This window comes from Ruegeria sediminis, from assembly GCF_005938215.1.
Lineage (GTDB): Bacteria > Pseudomonadota > Alphaproteobacteria > Rhodobacterales > Rhodobacteraceae > Ruegeria > Ruegeria sediminis.
The window spans coordinates 102,093-118,749 of the sequence record NZ_VCPD01000008.1 but is presented as its reverse complement, the minus strand read 5'-3'; the positions used below and the strand labels follow the sequence as shown (position 1 = coordinate 118,749).

The following is a 16,657-nucleotide window of genomic DNA, read 5'->3' as shown; positions in this document are numbered from 1 at the left end:
ATGCCGAAAAAGACGCTCAACAACATCTCGGAAATTCGTCGGTATTTTCACACGAACACCGATCCGATCTACTTTGTCTCCGCAACGAACTTCAATCTGCTCGGCCTCGACGAGTGGGTAAAAAACTTCAAGTACATTTGCTATATGGACTGCTTCGACGGGCGGCACCCGAATGTCCTTGTGCCTTCCGAACTGCCGCATGACGAGTTCCAGTCCATCGAGGACATCAACAACTACCTCCTGCAGCACAAGGAAGTGGTCGATTACGTGAAGGCGCGCGGGGGAAAGCCCAAGTTCGTCTTTCTGATGTTCGACGAAAAATCCGAGAAGCTGGTCAAAGACCTTGGCGGCGAAGTCTGGTTTCCGAAGGCCAAGCTGCGCACGGCGATGGACAACAAGATCGAAACCGTGCGCGTCGGCAACAAGGCGGGCGTTCCCTCCGTTCCCAACACACTTGCCAAGGTCGACAGCTATGATCACCTCAAGAAGCTGTCGGACAAGGCCGGGCTTGGACATGACCTGGTGTTGCAGTCGGCGTTTGGTGATTCCGGGCACACGACGTTTTTCATCAAGTCCGAGTCCGATTTCCGCAAGCATGAACACGAAATCGTCGGTCAGGGCGAGATCAAGATCATGAAGCGGATCGATTGTCGCGGCTCTGCGATCGAGGCCTGCGCCACATCGCAAGGCACTATCGTCGGTCCGTTGATGACCGAACTCGTCGGGTTCAAGGAGCTTACCCCCTATCGTGGGGGCTGGTGCGGCAACGAAATCTTCTCGACAGCATTCCCCCCGAACACCCGGCAACAGGCCAGGGAATTGACGTTCAAATTCGGCGAGCAGCTCAGAAAAGAAGGCTATCGCGGGTATTTCGAACTTGATTTCCTGGTCGACAAGAAGACCGGTGAAATCTGGCTCGGCGAATTGAATCCACGTATCACAGGCGCCTCGTCGATGACCAACCATGCGGCCTTCGCCCATGCGGATGCCCCTTTGTTCCTCTTCCATCTGCTGGAGTTCTCGAAGAAGCCTTTCAAACTGGACGTGGAGGAGTTGAATGCCCGTTGGGCCGATCCGGACATGATCGACTCGTGGTCGCAGATGGTGATCAAACACACCGAAGACACTGTCGACATCATCACCTCCGCCCCTCAGTCGGGCATCTACAGGATGCAGGCCGATGGGCAGGTCGTGTTCGACAGGTTCGACTACCACCGCCGCGCGGTGGAAAGCGAAGACGAGGCATTCTTCCTGCGAATTTCAAATGTCGGAGATTATAGGTACGAAGGCGCAGACTTAGGTATTCTCGTGACCCGGGGCCGCTCCATGACCAAGGGATTCCAGCTTACCGAAAAGTCCAAACGCTGGATCGCCGGTATCAAGAACGCGTATTCGGCGCGTCCGCTCCCTTCGGCTCACGCGTTTGAAGATCCCGCGTTCAAGATTATGTAGAGCGCATGAAACTCACGTTCCGTGCCTTCGATGAAGCCGAGCCTGGACCGAAATGGTCCGGGCTTTTCGCTGAATACAGGCAAGCCTACCTGAATTGGTGGTCGCGCGAAGGCCTGTCCGATCGGCCGACTTATCTGGAGTGCAGGAAAGCCCTGCAAACGCACATGCCCGAGATCGTCGGATTGTATGACGGGCTTTGCGACCTTGCCGGCGGCGGTGACCTGGAAGCCCGGTTTCTGAGTTTCTACTGCCCGCCGAAATACCTGGCTGGTTGCAGTCAGGCCATCTGGCCAGGTGACGAGCCGATGCTGGTGCGCAACTACGACTACAGCCCCGATGCATTCGACGCCGTTCTCATGAAAACCGGTTGGAAGGGACGTCAGGTGATCGGAACGTCCGACGGGCTTTTCGGCCTCGTCGACGGGATGAACGATGCCGGCCTCGCGGTGTCGCTGACATTCGGAGGCCGCCGTGCCGTCGGTGAAGGTTTTGGCGTTCCGCTTATCCTAAGATACTTGCTGCAGATTTGCTCGAACACCGCTGAGGCCGCCGAGGTTCTTCAGCGTGTTCCATGCCACATGAGTTACAACGTGACGGTGCTTGATCGTGATCGGCGGTATCTGACAGCCTATCTCGCGCCCGACCGACCGACTGTCATTTCCCGTGCCGCCGTCGCGACAAATCATCAGGAAAGCGTCGAATGGCAAAGCCACGCTCGCATGACAGCGACAGTGGAACGTGAACGCTATCTGCTCCAGCGTTTGACGCTGCATCCGGAAACCAAAGAAAAGTTCATTCGGTCCTTCCTGCAGCCCCCTCTGTATTCACTGGCCTACGACAGAGGATTTGGCACGCTTTACACCGCAGCCTACCATCCTCGCCGAGGTGCGGTCGACGTGATCTGGCCTGATCGGATCTGGCAGAAAAGGCTGGAGCAATTTGAAGAGGATGCAGTCAGCATCAGTTATCCTGATGTGACCCTACCCGCGGATTCGCGGTACTGACGCACGAAGGGTTTTGCGTCGTTGCCGCAAAGCGCAAGATCTCGCCCCCGGCACTCGCCGAATGGCGCCAATTTGGCGGCACTCAATACGGCAATTGAACTGTCGTCGTGGAGATTGGTTCGCAGCCGTCTGACAGTACTGAAGGCAATTCGTACATCGCCCATTTGGTCGGGTGAAGAAGACTCAAGACATGACCTGAATCATTGTCGAAAAACAGGTTTGCAGTGTTTCCTTTCGAAAAGGCCCGAAAAAGCCCCGGTAGAAGCACGAATACCCTCGGGCTTTGTGTCAAAGGACAAATGGGGGATTGCCGCTGAAGCTGAACAGTCAAATCGGTCTTTCCGCGCAGCGATCTGAATTGCGGGATTTCAGCGGCGCTGCGCGCTTGTATGCGCGTTTTCGCCTTGCAAGGCTGAATGGGTTGGACCCTATCGCAGTGCAGGAGCGATTGCTGTTGCGGCTTCTGCACCGGGCCAGGTTCACGCGGTTCGGTGAACACTACGGTTTCTCGCAGATTCCGGATGTGAGCGGGTTCCAGGCGCGCGTGCCGATACGGCGATATTCCGATTTTTTGAATGAATGGTGGCAAAAAGGGTACCCGGACCTGACCGACGTGACTTGGCCGGGCCGTATACCTTTTTTTGCCATGACTTCCGGTACGACGACAGGCCGGTCGAAATTTGTTCCCTACACAACGGACATGCGCAGGGCGGCAGCGAGGGGGGGCATGGATCTATTGTGTTTCCACCTGATGAATCGACTCTCAAGCCGATTGTTCGGGGGATTGGCACTGGCGCTGACCGGGCCAAGCGAGTTGGAACCGCGACTCGAAGGTGTGAATGCCGGAGCGGTCAGCGCTATTGCCTTGGGTGCCCTGCCTGTCGCGTTCCGCAACCGTTTGCTCCCCCCGCCCGAGGTGGCAAATCTGCCGGATTGGCAGGAAAAGATTGAACGTTTGGTGGATCTTTCCGTCGATCGGGATGTGCGCATTTTGGGCGGGTCCCCCAACTGGCTCCTGATATTTCTCGAGGCGCTCGCAAGGCGATTTCCGGACCGTTCGGCCCGCCTTTCCAGTTGGTTCCCGAATCTGGAGTTGATCATGCACGGCGGGGTCAACTTCGAGCCCTACCGGGACCGCTTTCGCAAGCTTTTGGTTGGAAGCCACGCCGAGACGCGGGAGATGTACTCGGCAAGCGAGGGCGTTTTTGCGATTGCGGACCGCGGAGACAACGAGGGCATGAGGTTGCATCTCGACGGCGGGGTCTTCTTCGAGTTTGTCCCGGTCGATACCCTGCCTTCCGAAACGCCGGTCCGCCATTGGGTGGCGAATGCCGAAACCGGACAGGACTATGCGTTAGTCGTATCGACCTCGGCCGGTCTTTGGGCCTATCTGGTGGGGGACGTGGTGCGACTGGTTGACCGTCAGCCGCCGCGACTGATCGTGGTTGGACGGGTCGAGAACGGGTTGTCGGTATTCGGTGAGCACCTCATCGAGGCCGAAATCGCGCAGGCCATTGCCAAGGCTACCGCGTCGTTCGGGCTTTCGGTGCTCGACTATTGTGTTGGTGCCATAACTGCCGAAACTGGCGGGCATCATCTCTACCTTCTGGAGACGATCGAACGCCCGTCCGCCGAGGTCCGGACGAAGATTTCGGAACGAATAGATGCGCATCTTTGCGCGCTGAACGAAGACTATTCCGAATTGAGGAGAAGGAATCTTGCACTTGACGCGCCCGAAGTCCGGTTCGCGCAACCGGGCGGGTTCGTGCGCTGGATGGAGCTGCGACGCAAACTTGGTGGTCAGAACAAGGTGCCGCGGATCATCACGGATGAGCCGCTGTTCAAGGATATCCTGGCGACCGTTCCGGTCGCGGATGACGGAGAAGCAGGGCCATGACCGAGGTTTTGTGGCGCGATGCGGCAAAGGACAGGGTCATCACCCGCTCTGACGTTCCGTCCGAACAGACGCTTGCGCTGTTGAATGCCACCGTCTGGGGCAGCAGGGATACAAGATACAGGATCCTCGGGGTTTCATCCAAACTGCAACGGTTGCGGGAACCGAGTTACTTTGTTCTATCCGAAGAGAATGAGGAATTGTGTGTCTTTGTGCTGGACAGGTGCAGCAAGCCGGTCGGGTCAACGATGTGCGAAGCGTATCATTTCGCGATGGCCGCGACGGTCGGGCACCGCCGGAACGAAGGACTCGCCAGCATCCTCATCAAACACATCCGCAGGTATTGCGAGGCGACAATGGCCAAGCCTGGTTTCGGGTTCGGCTATGTCGAGGCAACCACCGAGTTTTCACTCAGGTTGTCGGAACATGTGGGCCACGGCATCGAGGCTGACATTCCGCTGCTGCTTTTCACACGCCTATTTCCGCGGGAGGACTCGCATGTCCGGATGATCGCTGAAGGCGAGGTCGACGAGCTTCTCAGCGGCCTTAAAAGGCTCTATGGCGATCACGAATTGGTGGATATCGACAAGTCCCTGAACGCGAATGAATGCTTCGTTTATCGCCGCGACGGTGCCGTCTTGGCGGGTGTTCAGGCCGAGGTGCTGACTTGGTCCATCGACGCCCTGCCGGGAATGATCGGCGCTATCCTGCTGGGTGCGTTGCCCAGAATGTGCGGCTTGAATCGGCTGATCGATCTGCGCAACTTGCGGATCTTGCGGTTTGGAAACCTGCTGGTCCCGATCGGGTCCGAAACCGAGTTCTTTGCATTGCTCTCGGCCTGTCTTGCTCGCCACGACGCTCACATCGGTCTGGTCATGCTGGACAGGCGCAGTCCGGTCTTGGCCCGGCTGCAGAGTTGCGGGAGGTTTGGCCTGCTGTCAAAGGCAGTCAAGGGATCCGTCAAACTCTGCATTGACACGGTAGGGCTCGAGGCAAGTCTGGCTGCTCGCCTGGCCAACAGGCCGCTTCATGTGAGTGCAGCCGACGTTTTCTGATGGTGCTAACGCACCAAGCGGCGGGCCAGGGCCGCCGGCAAGAGCTTGAAGGCAGCCGCTACCGTTTTGTTGACAAGCCCGGGGATCACGACTGCCTTGTTGGCCTCGACCGCGCGGATGGCGGCCTCGGCCACTTGCGCCGGCGAGGTCCAAAGCCAGCGCGGCACCGAAACGGATTCCACCGTTCCGCCCGCGGCCGCCTGGAAATTCGTCTCGGTGAAGCCGGGACAAACCGCGGCCACGTGAACGCCGCCCTCACGCATCTCTTCGCGGAAGGCCAGCGAGAACTGGTAGAGGAAGGATTTCACAGGGTAATAGAGTGTTCCTCCCGCATGGGGCGGCAGCAGGGCGGACAAGGATGAAACGTTGATTATCCGGCCATATCCGCGCTCGAACATGGATGGCGCAAAGAGATAGGCGAGCCGCACCGGCGCGACGGCCATGACTTCGATACAGGACCGGTGTCGTTTCCAGGCGACCTCACACAATTCTCCCGGCACTCCGAAGCCTGCGTTGTTGACCAAAATGTCGACCCGCTTGCCTGCTGTGCGCAGAGCGTCAAAGATATCCTGTGGCGCTTCGGCCTCCGAAAGATCCATGGGCAGGACCGTGCTCTTCACTCCGTAACGTTCCGACAGGTCCGCCGCCAGCGCCTCCAGAGGGCCGATGCGCCGTGCCACCGCAACGATATTTACGCCGCGTGCCGCATATGCATGGGCGAAGGACCTTCCGATCCCGGACGACGCCCCGGTGATCAGGGCTGTTATTTGTGGTGCCTCCCCGGACAATCAATGCCTTTCACAAATTCAGGGTTTCGCGCGCCTCGCCGAGGCACTTCAGCAGGAAATCGATCTGGTCGCGCTCATGTTCACAGGTCATGACAAAGCGGATCCGAGCCTGACCCAGTGCAACCGCAGGAAATCGCGCATGCGGTGCAACAATGCCGCGATGCCGCAAGAGGCGGGTGAATTCGGCGGCATCCATCTCGTTTCCGATCAGGACCGGCACGATATGCGCCTCGCTGCCCAAGGTATCGAATCCCATCGCCTGAACCTCGCGCCGGAAATAACGTGCGTTTTCCATTGCCTTTTCGCGCCGCCAAGGCTCGCGTTCAGCTATGTCGATGGCCTCGGCCACTCCCGCCGCGACCGCAGGCGGCAACGGAGCCGAGAAAATATAGGTCCGGGCCGAGATGCGAAGGAAATCAATAATCTCGCGATCGCCTGCAATATAGCCTCCGACGCCCCCAAAGGCCTTGGTGAAGGTGCCCATCTGAAGATCGACCTGCGACGTAGAAACTCCGAGATGTTCAAGGCTCCCACGCCCGTTTGGTCCAAGCATCCCGACGCCATGTGCATCGTCGATCATCAACAGCGCGTCGTGATCCTTGGCCAGGTCCACAAGCCGCGGGATAGGCGCGATGTCGCCATCCATGCTGAACACGCCATCGCTGATGATGAATTTGGTCTCGCTGTCGGATGCGGCCAACTGGGCCTTGAGCGTTTCCATATCCTTGTGCGGAAACTTTGAAATCTTCGCCTTCGCCAATCGGACACCGTCAACGACGCTGGCATGATTGAGTTCCTCGCTGAAGATCTCCCAGGCCGGTGTGACCGAGGCCTCTTCCGGCAGTGTGCTTTCGTAGCCCAGATGTACCTTTGCCAGAGCCTCGATGAAATCCACCTTGAGAACGGCGGGAATGGCGCCGACATTGGCCATGTAGCCCGCCGCAAAGCATATCGCGTCTTCCTGCCCGACGTATTCGGCAATGCGCCGCTCCAGCGCCCGGTGCACGTCTATGTTCGCCGCCATCTGTCGCGAACCACCCGAGCCGAGGCCATATCTGTTCAGGGCCTTGGCAGCCGCTTCCTTGACGTCGGGGTGGTTCGACAAGCCCAGAAGGTTGTTGGAACAGAACAGCAGGTGATCACGCCCGTCCACCCAGATCACAGGCTCGGTTGTCGCGCTGTTGACGATCGGGTTCTGCGGATAGAGGCCGGAGTTCTTGATCAGCCGGATCAGCGACTTGATCCGCTCGGGTGGGCGTTTGGGGGTTCCATCCATATCGTCCTCGCAAATGTGCGGACTGCCCGGTCCGTCGCCGCGTCTTTGGAATGTTAACGGTCCGGTACAAATGACGATTTGATTTGCATCATTGAGATCGCCGACCAACCTTTGGTCAGTTTCTGCCGCCACGATCCCCTTATGCGTCGGTCATTGGTCCGGTTGGCATTGTTAGCGAAAACCGAAATTAGACTGGGAGTGCACAGCGCCGGGTTTGCCGGAGGCTGGTTTCCGTTGGTTCCACGGCTATTACCTCAGTTTCCAGAACTTCGTAGAAATCGGCTTCCGCTTTCGCACCCGAATGTGGAGGATCTTTTGCAAGAGCGCGGTATCGACGCGAGCCGTGACACGGTGCGGTGCTGGTGGCGGCGGTTTGCGCCGAAATATGCAGCCGATTTTCGAAGGAACTGCGTCCAACACCTGCGTGCATGAGGTTGTTGCTTCAACAGTTTCTGCAGCAAATCGTAATTTGGTGTATCCAAATACTCGCCGATCGACCTCGGAGTTTAGGACAAGCGCGTCCTGCTTGGGCGGTCGCACCAAACTGTGCGTTCGCAAGTCGACCTCAATGTTTTTCTTCTAACCGTATTGGGTGCACGCATCCGGCGATAGTTAACTATATGCAAAAAATATGAATTTTGGCCGCCAACCTGGAGGTCGGAATGGAATGCAGCCAAGGAGCCCGCATCCAATATAAGTTTTCCAGATAGTAGGTATCGGTGATTGATATTTCCGATTCCCCTCGATCGATGCTGGACTTCTCTGGGATTGCCATCGTGTTGATCAATCCTGGAGGAGGGGAAATGAGAAATACCATCTCGCACATGCTGCGGGCCGCTGTCGTTACAGCATCAGTCGTCGCCGCATCGGCTGCAAATGCCGGCGTCGATGAACTGCCGGCCGAAATCCAAGAAAAGCTTTACAACCCGGATCTGATGGATCCCAACCAGCCCTTGGGCGACAGCGCGTATCGCGACTGGGTTGCCAAAAACCCACCGCCCTGGAAGATCGGCTACGCATCGTCCTATGCGGGAAACACCTGGCGCGCGGCGGTCATGGACCGGTTGCAGAACGAGCTCATTCCGAAATGGAAAGAGCTGGGCATGATCGAAGAGGTGATCGTAACACAGTCGAACCTGAATGACGCTACGCAGATCCAGCAGATCCGTCAGCTTGTCGATCAGGGCGTGGATGCGATCATCGTCTGTTGCTCGAACCCAACGGCGCTGAACGCATCGGTCGAATACGCCTACAACAACGGCGTTGCCGTGTTTTCGGGCATCGGCTACTTGACCAGCCCCTATTCCGTCAACTCTTCGGCGAACTTCGTCGTCGGCGGCCGGATGATGGGCGAATGGATGGCGAACGAGATCGGCGGCAACGGCACCGTCCTGAACGTCGAGGGCATCCCCGGTGCTTCGGCATCGGACAGCCAGAACGTCGGGATCGAGGCCGCCATGGCTGAAAACCCGGACATCAAGGTCAAGGGTCCGCTGGCTGGCATGTGGACCGATCAGGTCGCACAGGCAGAGATTCAGCGCTGGCTGGCGACCAATCCAGGCAAGCTGGACGGCATCATCATTCAGTCGGCATCCGAACTGGGCGCCTTGCGTGCGCTCCAGCAATCCGGCCGCGAAATGATTCCGATCACCATCGGTTCCGAACTTGGCGCGCTCTGCTACTGGCGGAACAACCCCGACTACGTGTCCGCTGCAATCCACGCCTGGCCTCCCGGTGACGATTTCGAGATGATCTGGAACATCATGATCCGCACGCTTCAGGGGCAGGGGCCCAAGGTCCAGTCGATCCTGACCGAGCCGGTGATGATGACGCGCGACGAGATGATGGAAGCCATTCCGGCGGATTGCTCGGAGCAGTCCGACCAGTGGTATCATCCCGGCATCGAAGCGTGGGCCGGCAAGGAGTTCCTGGACAATTTCTTCCTGCGTCCGGCTGATCCGGAAGCCTATGATCCGGCGTCCCATCCCAAGTCGAACTGATACAGAGTGATCGGCCGCCACGTGCGCGGCCGATCCCCAAACCAGCCAATCAATCCAAACCACTGGCCCGGAGCAAGGATCGTGTCCGCAGTCGCCGCAGAACTCATCGACGTCAGGAAGACCTTCGGGCCGACCGTCGCGCTCGATCGCGTCAGCCTGCGGGCCTACGAGGGCGAAGTTCACGCGATCATCGGGGGCAACGGATCGGGAAAATCAACGCTTGCCAAGGTGATTTCGGGTGTTCTTGTTCCGGACTCCGGGCAGGTCTCCATCTTTGGCAAGACGGCAACGAACCCGTCCGAGTCCAAGGCCCTGGGCATCGCGAACGTGTACCAGGAAGTTCTGGTTGCGGATGAATGTTCGGTTCTCGACAACCTTTTCCTTGGTGCGGACGGGCTTTTCGCCACGGCCGAACCGCGGGAGGACCGATATGCGAAGGCGCAGCGGATTCTCAGCGACCTATTGGGGTTTGATCTCGATCCCAACGCGATCGTCGGGGAACTTCCGCTTTCGATCAAACAGTGGATCACCATCGCGCGCGGAATGCTGACCAATCCACGACTGTTGATCCTCGACGAAAGCTCAGCCGCGCTCGATTTCGAAGCGACCGAGCGGCTGTTCAAGAAGATGCGCGAGATGAAGGCCAAGGGCTGCGCGATCTTCATCGTAACTCACAGGATCGCTGAACTGGTCCGCATCGCCGACCGTGCGACCGTTCTGCGGGACGGCGTGTCGGTAGGGGCGCTGAGCAAGGACGAGATCACCGAGGAGAACATCCTGCACCTGATTGCCGGACCGGAGAGAGAGCGCGCACAAGCTGCAACCGAACCGGTCAAGCGGTTGCTCGACCGTCCGGTTCTACGGGCCGACGATATTCGCGTTTGGCCTGACACGGCCCCGTTCGACTTCAACCTATATCCCGGCGAAGTCGTTGGCGTGACTGGTCTGGACGGTCAAGGCCAGGCCGACTTCGTGCGTGCGCTCGCCGGTGTGCAACCTTTGGAAAGCGGCAGCATCAGGCTGGTGCGCGACAACGTCGCCGAGCCCATCGTAGACCTGCGGAGCGCCCGCGATAACGGTATTTCCTACGTGTCAGGCGACCGGAAGAAAGAGGGGATCTTTCCGAACCTCTCGATCTTCGAGAACATGTGCATGTCGATCTACCGGGAATATGCCGCCGGCGGGATATTCAGTTTTCTCAATCGCACCAAGCTCGACCCGATTTTCGAACATGAAACCGGGCAATTGGCCACGAAGATGGGTGATCCCGGCAACCTGATCACCTCTCTTTCCGGCGGAAACCAGCAGAAAGTTCTGATCGCGCGGTCATTTGCGGAACGCCCGCGAGTTCTGATCCTCAACGATCCGGCGCGCGGCATCGATGTCGGCGCCAAGCTCGACCTCTACCGAAACCTTCGGGAATTCGCGGGGCGAGGAAACGCCGTGGTCTTTCTGTCGTCGGAAATCGAGGAATTCCTCGATCTCTGCAATCGGGTGCTCGTGTTCCGCGGAGGAGTGGTGTCTTCAACCTTCGAGCCTCCATTCGATACCCATGTCATCCTAAACGCCACCTTTGGGCGCAAGCCGGACGCACGCCTGCCGGGCGAAGAGCCGCACAACGTCGTGCGGATCGAGAGGTGGCACCCGCACGCAGAGGATGGGCGTCCCGATGCACGCCCGGTCCGCCTGCGCCCCGACATCCCCAGGAGAATTGCGATGAACCAATCCGGCTTCTTGCTTATGGCTCCGGACATCCCACAGGGCAGCGTGATCCCGGGTCGTTTCGCCGAAACCAGCAAGGTTTCTCCGGCGCTGGAGTGGGAAGGCATTCCCGACGGCACCCGGAGTTTTGCGCTGGCGGTCACGGACCCGGATCTTCCCGCCGAGTTCAATTTCCATCGCAGCTTTGCACACTGGCTGGTCCATGACATTCCCGGCGATGTGCGCAGGTTGCCGGAGGGCGCGTCGATGAGCTCGGCCATGCCGTCCGGATCGCAGGAACTGAATTCGGATTTCGTGACCTTCGGCATTCCCGGCTTCGGGCGCGGATACGGAGGTCCTTGGCCTCCAGACCGGGCGCACCGCTACGTCTTCACGCTTTACGCGCTCAAGACGCGGACGCTGAACATCCCAAGAGACGCAGACCTGACCGCGTTCGCGCAAGCGGTAATGCCGGTCACGATCGACCAGACAAGTTTCACCGCAACCTACGGTCCGGCCAAGACGGCGCTGCCGGCGGCCTGAAAGACAGGAGAATGAAATGAGCTACCAAGGCGGCAGAAGGGCTTTCGACCTCGAATGGGTTGAACGCTGGGCGCGTCGTGTGAATGAGGACCGGGTTCTGCCTGTTACAGGCCGGTTCTTCACCGCGCGCTTTGTACTGGGTATCGACGATACCGACTATCTTTGCCACGTGCGCAAGGGCAGGATCGAGAAGATCTCGGAAGGGCTCGAACCCTCGGATCTCGGATATGAATTCGCGTTGCGTGCTCCTTCATCGGCCTGGGCGAAATTCAGCCAGAAAACGCCTCCGCCGATGTTCAACGACATCTGGGCCATGGCCCATCCGCTGCACAAGCAGCTTCGGATCGACGGCAACACTCTGCCGTTCTGGCAGAACATGCGTGCGCTGACCTGGATGCTGGCGCTTATGCGCGAAGTTTAAGGAGTTGATGCGATGAACAAGCATGATCCGATCGTTGGCCGCTATGTCTATGTGACCTGCCAAGGCAAGACTTATCGGACCTACTACGAGGAAGCCGGGGAAGGTATTCCCATGGTTTGTCTACACACCGCCGGAGCAGATGGGCGGGAGTATCGCCATCAGCTTTGCGATCCGGACATCACCGCGAATTTTCGCGTGATCGCGTTCGATCTGCCGCGTCATGGCAAATCGATACCGCCGGCCGGTTGGCATCTGGAGGAAGATGAATACAAGCTGACCACCAGCTTTTATTCTGAATTCATCCTTGAATTCTGCCGCGCGCTCGACCTGCACAAGCCGGTGATCATGGGGCAGTCGATGGGCGGCAACATCTGTCTTGAGCTGGCGTTGCGCTATGAGAACGAGTATTCGGCGCTGATCTCACTCGAGGGTTGCGACCACTCGCCGGGCTGGTGGATCGACCCGCTGCATCACCCGCACATCCACGGCGGCGAGGCGGTCGCGACCTCTGTCTTCGGCCTGATGGCGCCCGACAGCCCCGACGAGTACCGCTGGGAAACCTGGTGGTACTATGCCCAGGGCGGTCCAGGTATCTTCAAGGGTGATCTCTACTACTACTCGGTGGATTCCGACTACCGCGACAAGGTTCACAAGATTTCAGGCAGGGTCCCGATCTATTTCTTGACCGGCGAATACGATTTCGCCTGCACACCGGAAATGACCATGCGCACGGCCGAGAAGGTCAAGAACAGCGAGTGCATCATTTTCGGAGGCGGCCACTTTCCGACCGCGGAAGACCCCGACAAGTTCAAGGAAGTGATCACGCCGGTTCTGAAGAAGATCATCCAGAACGACCCCGAGCGCCGGGGGGCCAGTACACGCGACTGGTCGTCGCGTGGTTCGGAAGGCGGCGCGCGCAACCGCTCGGCCGAGCGGCCGGCATCGCGCCGCGTTGTAGACCTGTGACCTGCGACGGGTGATCAACCAACCGCTCCCCGCAAAACCTTGCGGGGAGCAAAACCCAGAATGAACGCTAGACCCGATGACGACGCAATCATCCTCTCCCAATGCCTATCTGTTGGTGCCGATCGTTCTGATGGCGGCGCTGCTGGGAACGGCCGTCATCCGGGGACCGAGCCTGGTTTCACCATCGGGCATCGGCAGCGCGATAATCGTGGCCGCCCCGCTGATCCTGGCCACCTACGCGCTCATGGTGCTGGCCGTGGCGGGGAGAGGGACTGTCGACCTGGCGGTCGGGCCGCTTTTGGCTTTCATCAACGTGGTCGTCGTGAAACTGAGCACCGCGGGGCTGCTCTCAAGCCCGATCGCGACCTTCATCGTCGCGCTGGGGTTGGGGATGCTTTATCAACTGCTTTTCGCGCTGATCGTGATCTATGTCCGGGTGCAGCCCATAATCGTTGCATTGTCGGGGTTCCTTGCGCTGACCGGCATCAACCTGGTCATCCTTCCGCGACCCGGCGGGGTCGCGCCCGAGTTCATGGCGAACTGGGGGCTTGGCACCACCATATTTTCGCCGGTGCTTCTGATCCTCGTGATTGCGACGCTGGGCTGGTATCTGTTCACCGCGTCGACCATTTACGCCAATCTCAAGATGATGGGTTATGACGAACGCGCCGCGTGGACCTCGGGTGTGAAGACTGACCTGGTCCGGATCGGTGCGCATTTGATCGCCGGGATCTATGTGGGGCTTGGCGCCATCTGCTATACCGCGCTGATCTCGTCGGGCGACCCCACCCAAGGGCAGAACATGACGCTTACTGCCGTCACGGCCCTGGTACTTGGGGGCGTGGCGCTGTCCGGTGGGCGTGGCGGAGTTACAGGTGCGCTGCTGGGCGCCGTAAGCCTTTGGCTGATTGGCTACGTGCTGGCGACATTCAATTTCGGCGCCATTCAAGCCTTCATGACGCAGATGGTCTATGGGATCATACTGGTGCTGTCGCTGCTGCTGACGCTGCTGGTCCCGGTGATTGGCCGCTACGTCAGCTTCATCTCACCCTGGAGCGCGTTCCTGATTCTGGGCGTCGTCGTGATCGGAATCATGCTGCAGGTCGCGACCTACGGGACCTATGCCGAATTACCTGTGCAGCATGTCGAGGCGCCGCTGGCATCGCGGTACTTCCTGCTCGAACCCGCCCGTGTTTCGGGCGATGGTTTCGCAATTTCCCAGGTTCAGGCCTTTGCGCTGATGGCCGGGCTGGCCGCCATCGCCTTCGTGCTTGTGGCGCGGCTGACGGATGCCGAGGCCGGCGCACGTCGTATGGGGCTTTTTCTTTATCTCTTCGTGGCGGTCCTGCTCGTCGCCTTGTTCGTTGCGATCATCGTCCAGCCGGAAAGTCAGCTTTTCGGAGCGCCACGATGAATGAAGCTCGGAAAACCGCCAGGTGGCCAAGCGCGTTGCCGATCTCGAAATCCCGTCTGGTGACTTGGGTCAATGTCGCCGTTTCGCTGGTGGTTGCCGCGATCGGCCTCGGCGTCGGTTTCGCGCAGGAAGTTCTTCCCGCGCAACAGGTGATCCTGTTCACGATTGTCACTGCGGCGGTGTTGTTTCTGCTGCTGAACTATGTGGCCGTGGTTTTCGAGACGCGCGCCGAACTTCGGGCCGCCGAGACCGAGGAAGAGCAGGAGGAAAGGGGGCGCAGCGCCCGCCGGGCGTGGCGGGACAACCGCCTGCTTGTTCTGGCAATGGCGGCATTGCTGGTACTCTATCTGCTGCTGACCGCGTCGATCCCGGAGTTCCGCTCGATCAAGAACCTTATCGCGTTTCTGGTGCTGGAACTGATCCTGCTCTTCGCCGTCAAGATCTCAGGGCAATTCGCGAACGGACGAAGCGCGTTCATCGGCCTGATCGTGTTGTTCGCGCTGATCCTGATTTCGGCCTTTTCGATCGAAGGGTTCCTGTCTGGTCCCAACATCAAGGCGATCCTGCTTTTTGCCGCCTTCCTTGGAATAGCCAGCGTAGGCCAGACCATGGTTGCTCTGCTGGGCGGACTCGATCTGTCGATCCCGTTTGTGATCGGCTCGTCCAACATCGCGCTGCTATTCCTTATTACCGTGGGAGTACCGTCCTATGTCGCTTTCGGCTTCATCCTGGTGCTGGGCGGCGTCATCGGGCTGTTGAACGGGATCATCAGTTTCCGGCTACAGGGACAGGCGCTGATCGTGACGCTGGGAACCGGGTTCGCTGTGGCTGGTTTCACCCAGATAATGACCTCCATTGGCTCGCAATTCGCCGGCAACGTCTTTGGCACAGTGCCTGGCTGGCTATCCAACCTCGCCGCGATGAACGGGCGTTTTCTTGGGCTCGCTTTTCCGCCGACAATCGTCATCTGGATCGTGATCGCGATCGTATTGATCGTCGGGCTTCGCACCACGTCCTGGGGGCGGAACCTTTACGCACTCGGCGGCAATCGCCGTTCGGCCAGCCTGATCGGCATCAGCGAGTTCAAGTACTGGGTGGGCTGCTACGTCATCTCTGGCGTGTTCGCTGCGCTGGCGGGCTGCCTTCTACTGGGCTGGTCGGGCGGAGCCTTCATCGGCGTCGGCGACCCCTACCTTTTCACCACGCTGGCGGCTGTCGTTATCGGAGGCACCTCGCTTCTAGGTGGCAACGGCGGCTACGGCTTCACCGTAATCGGTGTCCTTGTCCTGCAGGTTCTGACCTCATTTCTGCTGGGCATTGGCCTCGAATACGAGTGGCAACAATTCATCTTCGGCCTGCTGATCCTGCCCATGGTCGCGCTTTACGGCCGTTCACCGCATATCCGGGCCACTGTCTGAGGAACCCCGATGTTCACTTCTCTCTATACCTCTTCGGATGTGGTCGCGAGTACCCTGACCGGCCTTGCCGTCATGAGCCTCGCCGCGGCGCTCATCTGCTTTCTCGGCCTCAGTTGGTCAAACGAACGCTGGCGGGTACCGTCGGCACTGGTCGGGGCGGCCTGCCTCGTGACATCGATCTACTATGCCGGCGCAGCGGGTTACTGGAATAGCGCCGGGGAGGCCAGCGCCGGTGTGCGGTTCTCGGCATGGTACAGCGTTCACCCGCTGCAGGTTGCGGCAGTCTATTTCTTCGCCCGAACCCAAGGGCCGGTTCCGGTGGGCGTCTTCTGGCGGCTTATCTGTGCCGCGTTGCTGATGGTCTTTGGCCGCTGGTTGGGCGATGCGTCGTTTTTCAACCCTACACTCGGCGCGCTGCTGTCGATCGCATTCTGGCTCTACATCCTGGGCGAGATGTATTTCGGCGCCATGGCCGAGGCCATCCGCAAATCCGGGCGGGCCGTGACGCTGGGATACTTCTGGATCCGTCTGCTGATGACCGTCGGTTGGGCGATCTACCCGATCCTGCACTTCGTCGACATCGTCATCGGTGTCGGACAGTCGAGCGGCGTCATCGTGCTGTACAGCGCGTTTGACATCGTAAACCTCATCATTCCGTCCCTCATCGTCGTGGCCGTTGCCGGCCAGGACCGCTACTGACCGCCCTCCGGCGCTAACGAAGGAAA

13 protein-coding genes and 1 pseudogene are annotated in these 16,657 nt (G+C 59.2%); 12 read left to right on the top strand and 2 right to left on the bottom strand.

Annotated features, from left to right (window positions below; translation table 11 throughout):
* From FGK63_RS18530 to FGK63_RS18515, 4 genes are all read left to right on the top strand, one after another.
* Positions 1-1,452, top strand: coding sequence for a biotin carboxylase (locus tag FGK63_RS18530; RefSeq protein ID WP_138845080.1), 1,452 nt, complete (start codon positions 1-3; stop codon positions 1,450-1,452).
* A 5-nt stretch (positions 1,453-1,457) separates the two neighbouring features.
* The gene (locus tag FGK63_RS18525; protein WP_138845078.1) at positions 1,458-2,456 is read left to right on the top strand and encodes a C45 family peptidase; all 999 of its coding nucleotides are present in this window, start codon (positions 1,458-1,460) and stop codon (positions 2,454-2,456) included.
* A gap of 307 nt (positions 2,457-2,763) precedes the next feature.
* Positions 2,764-4,353: a GH3 family acyl-acid amido synthetase gene (locus FGK63_RS18520; protein ID WP_171052709.1), complete on the top strand. Its 1,590-nt coding sequence runs from the start codon at positions 2,764-2,766 to the stop codon at positions 4,351-4,353.
* Positions 4,350-5,405, top strand: a complete 1,056-nt coding sequence (locus FGK63_RS18515; protein WP_138845074.1) for a hypothetical protein — start codon at positions 4,350-4,352, stop codon at positions 5,403-5,405. The genes FGK63_RS18520 and FGK63_RS18515 overlap by 4 nt, the downstream gene beginning before the upstream one ends.
* Positions 5,406-5,410: 5 nt before the next feature.
* Here FGK63_RS18515 and FGK63_RS18510 read toward each other — a convergent pair whose 3' ends face one another.
* Both FGK63_RS18510 and FGK63_RS18505 read right to left on the bottom strand, forming a co-directional pair.
* Positions 5,411-6,193 carry an SDR family NAD(P)-dependent oxidoreductase gene (locus FGK63_RS18510; protein WP_138845072.1) on the bottom strand — a complete coding sequence of 261 codons (783 nt, stop codon included), beginning with the start codon at positions 6,191-6,193 and terminating at the stop codon, positions 5,411-5,413.
* Positions 6,194-6,203: 10 nt separating this feature from the next.
* Positions 6,204-7,469 (bottom strand): aminotransferase class I/II-fold pyridoxal phosphate-dependent enzyme, encoded by a 1,266-nt coding sequence (locus tag FGK63_RS18505; protein WP_138845071.1) that lies wholly within the window; start codon positions 7,467-7,469, stop codon positions 6,204-6,206.
* A 279-nt stretch (positions 7,470-7,748) separates the two neighbouring features.
* Between FGK63_RS18505 and FGK63_RS21060 the strand changes: the two are divergent.
* The 8 genes and pseudogenes from FGK63_RS21060 to FGK63_RS18470 all read left to right on the top strand — a co-directional run.
* Positions 7,749-7,898: pseudogene (locus FGK63_RS21060) on the top strand (IS6 family transposase); the annotation flags it as partial.
* A gap of 374 nt (positions 7,899-8,272) precedes the next feature.
* Positions 8,273-9,469 (top strand): ABC transporter substrate-binding protein, encoded by a 1,197-nt coding sequence (locus FGK63_RS18500; RefSeq protein ID WP_218961164.1) that lies wholly within the window; start codon positions 8,273-8,275, stop codon positions 9,467-9,469.
* Positions 9,470-9,550: 81 nt separating this feature from the next.
* On the top strand, positions 9,551-11,713 hold the full coding sequence (locus FGK63_RS18495; protein ID WP_218961163.1) for a YbhB/YbcL family Raf kinase inhibitor-like protein: 2,163 nt from the start codon (positions 9,551-9,553) through the stop codon (positions 11,711-11,713).
* A 16-nt stretch (positions 11,714-11,729) separates the two neighbouring features.
* On the top strand, positions 11,730-12,134 hold the full coding sequence (locus tag FGK63_RS18490) for a hypothetical protein (RefSeq protein WP_138845068.1): 405 nt from the start codon (positions 11,730-11,732) through the stop codon (positions 12,132-12,134).
* 12 nt (positions 12,135-12,146) lie between these two features.
* Positions 12,147-13,100: an alpha/beta fold hydrolase gene (locus FGK63_RS18485; RefSeq protein WP_138845066.1), complete on the top strand. Its 954-nt coding sequence runs from the start codon at positions 12,147-12,149 to the stop codon at positions 13,098-13,100.
* A 76-nt stretch (positions 13,101-13,176) separates the two neighbouring features.
* Complete coding sequence (locus FGK63_RS18480) at positions 13,177-14,514, top strand: ABC transporter permease (RefSeq protein WP_138845064.1); 1,338 nt, start codon at positions 13,177-13,179, stop codon at positions 14,512-14,514.
* Complete coding sequence (locus tag FGK63_RS18475; protein WP_138845062.1) at positions 14,511-15,932, top strand: ABC transporter permease; 1,422 nt, start codon at positions 14,511-14,513, stop codon at positions 15,930-15,932. The genes FGK63_RS18480 and FGK63_RS18475 overlap by 4 nt, the downstream gene beginning before the upstream one ends.
* A gap of 9 nt (positions 15,933-15,941) precedes the next feature.
* Positions 15,942-16,631, top strand: a complete 690-nt coding sequence (locus tag FGK63_RS18470; protein WP_138845060.1) for a bacteriorhodopsin — start codon at positions 15,942-15,944, stop codon at positions 16,629-16,631.
* Positions 16,632-16,657 lie beyond the last annotated feature (26 nt).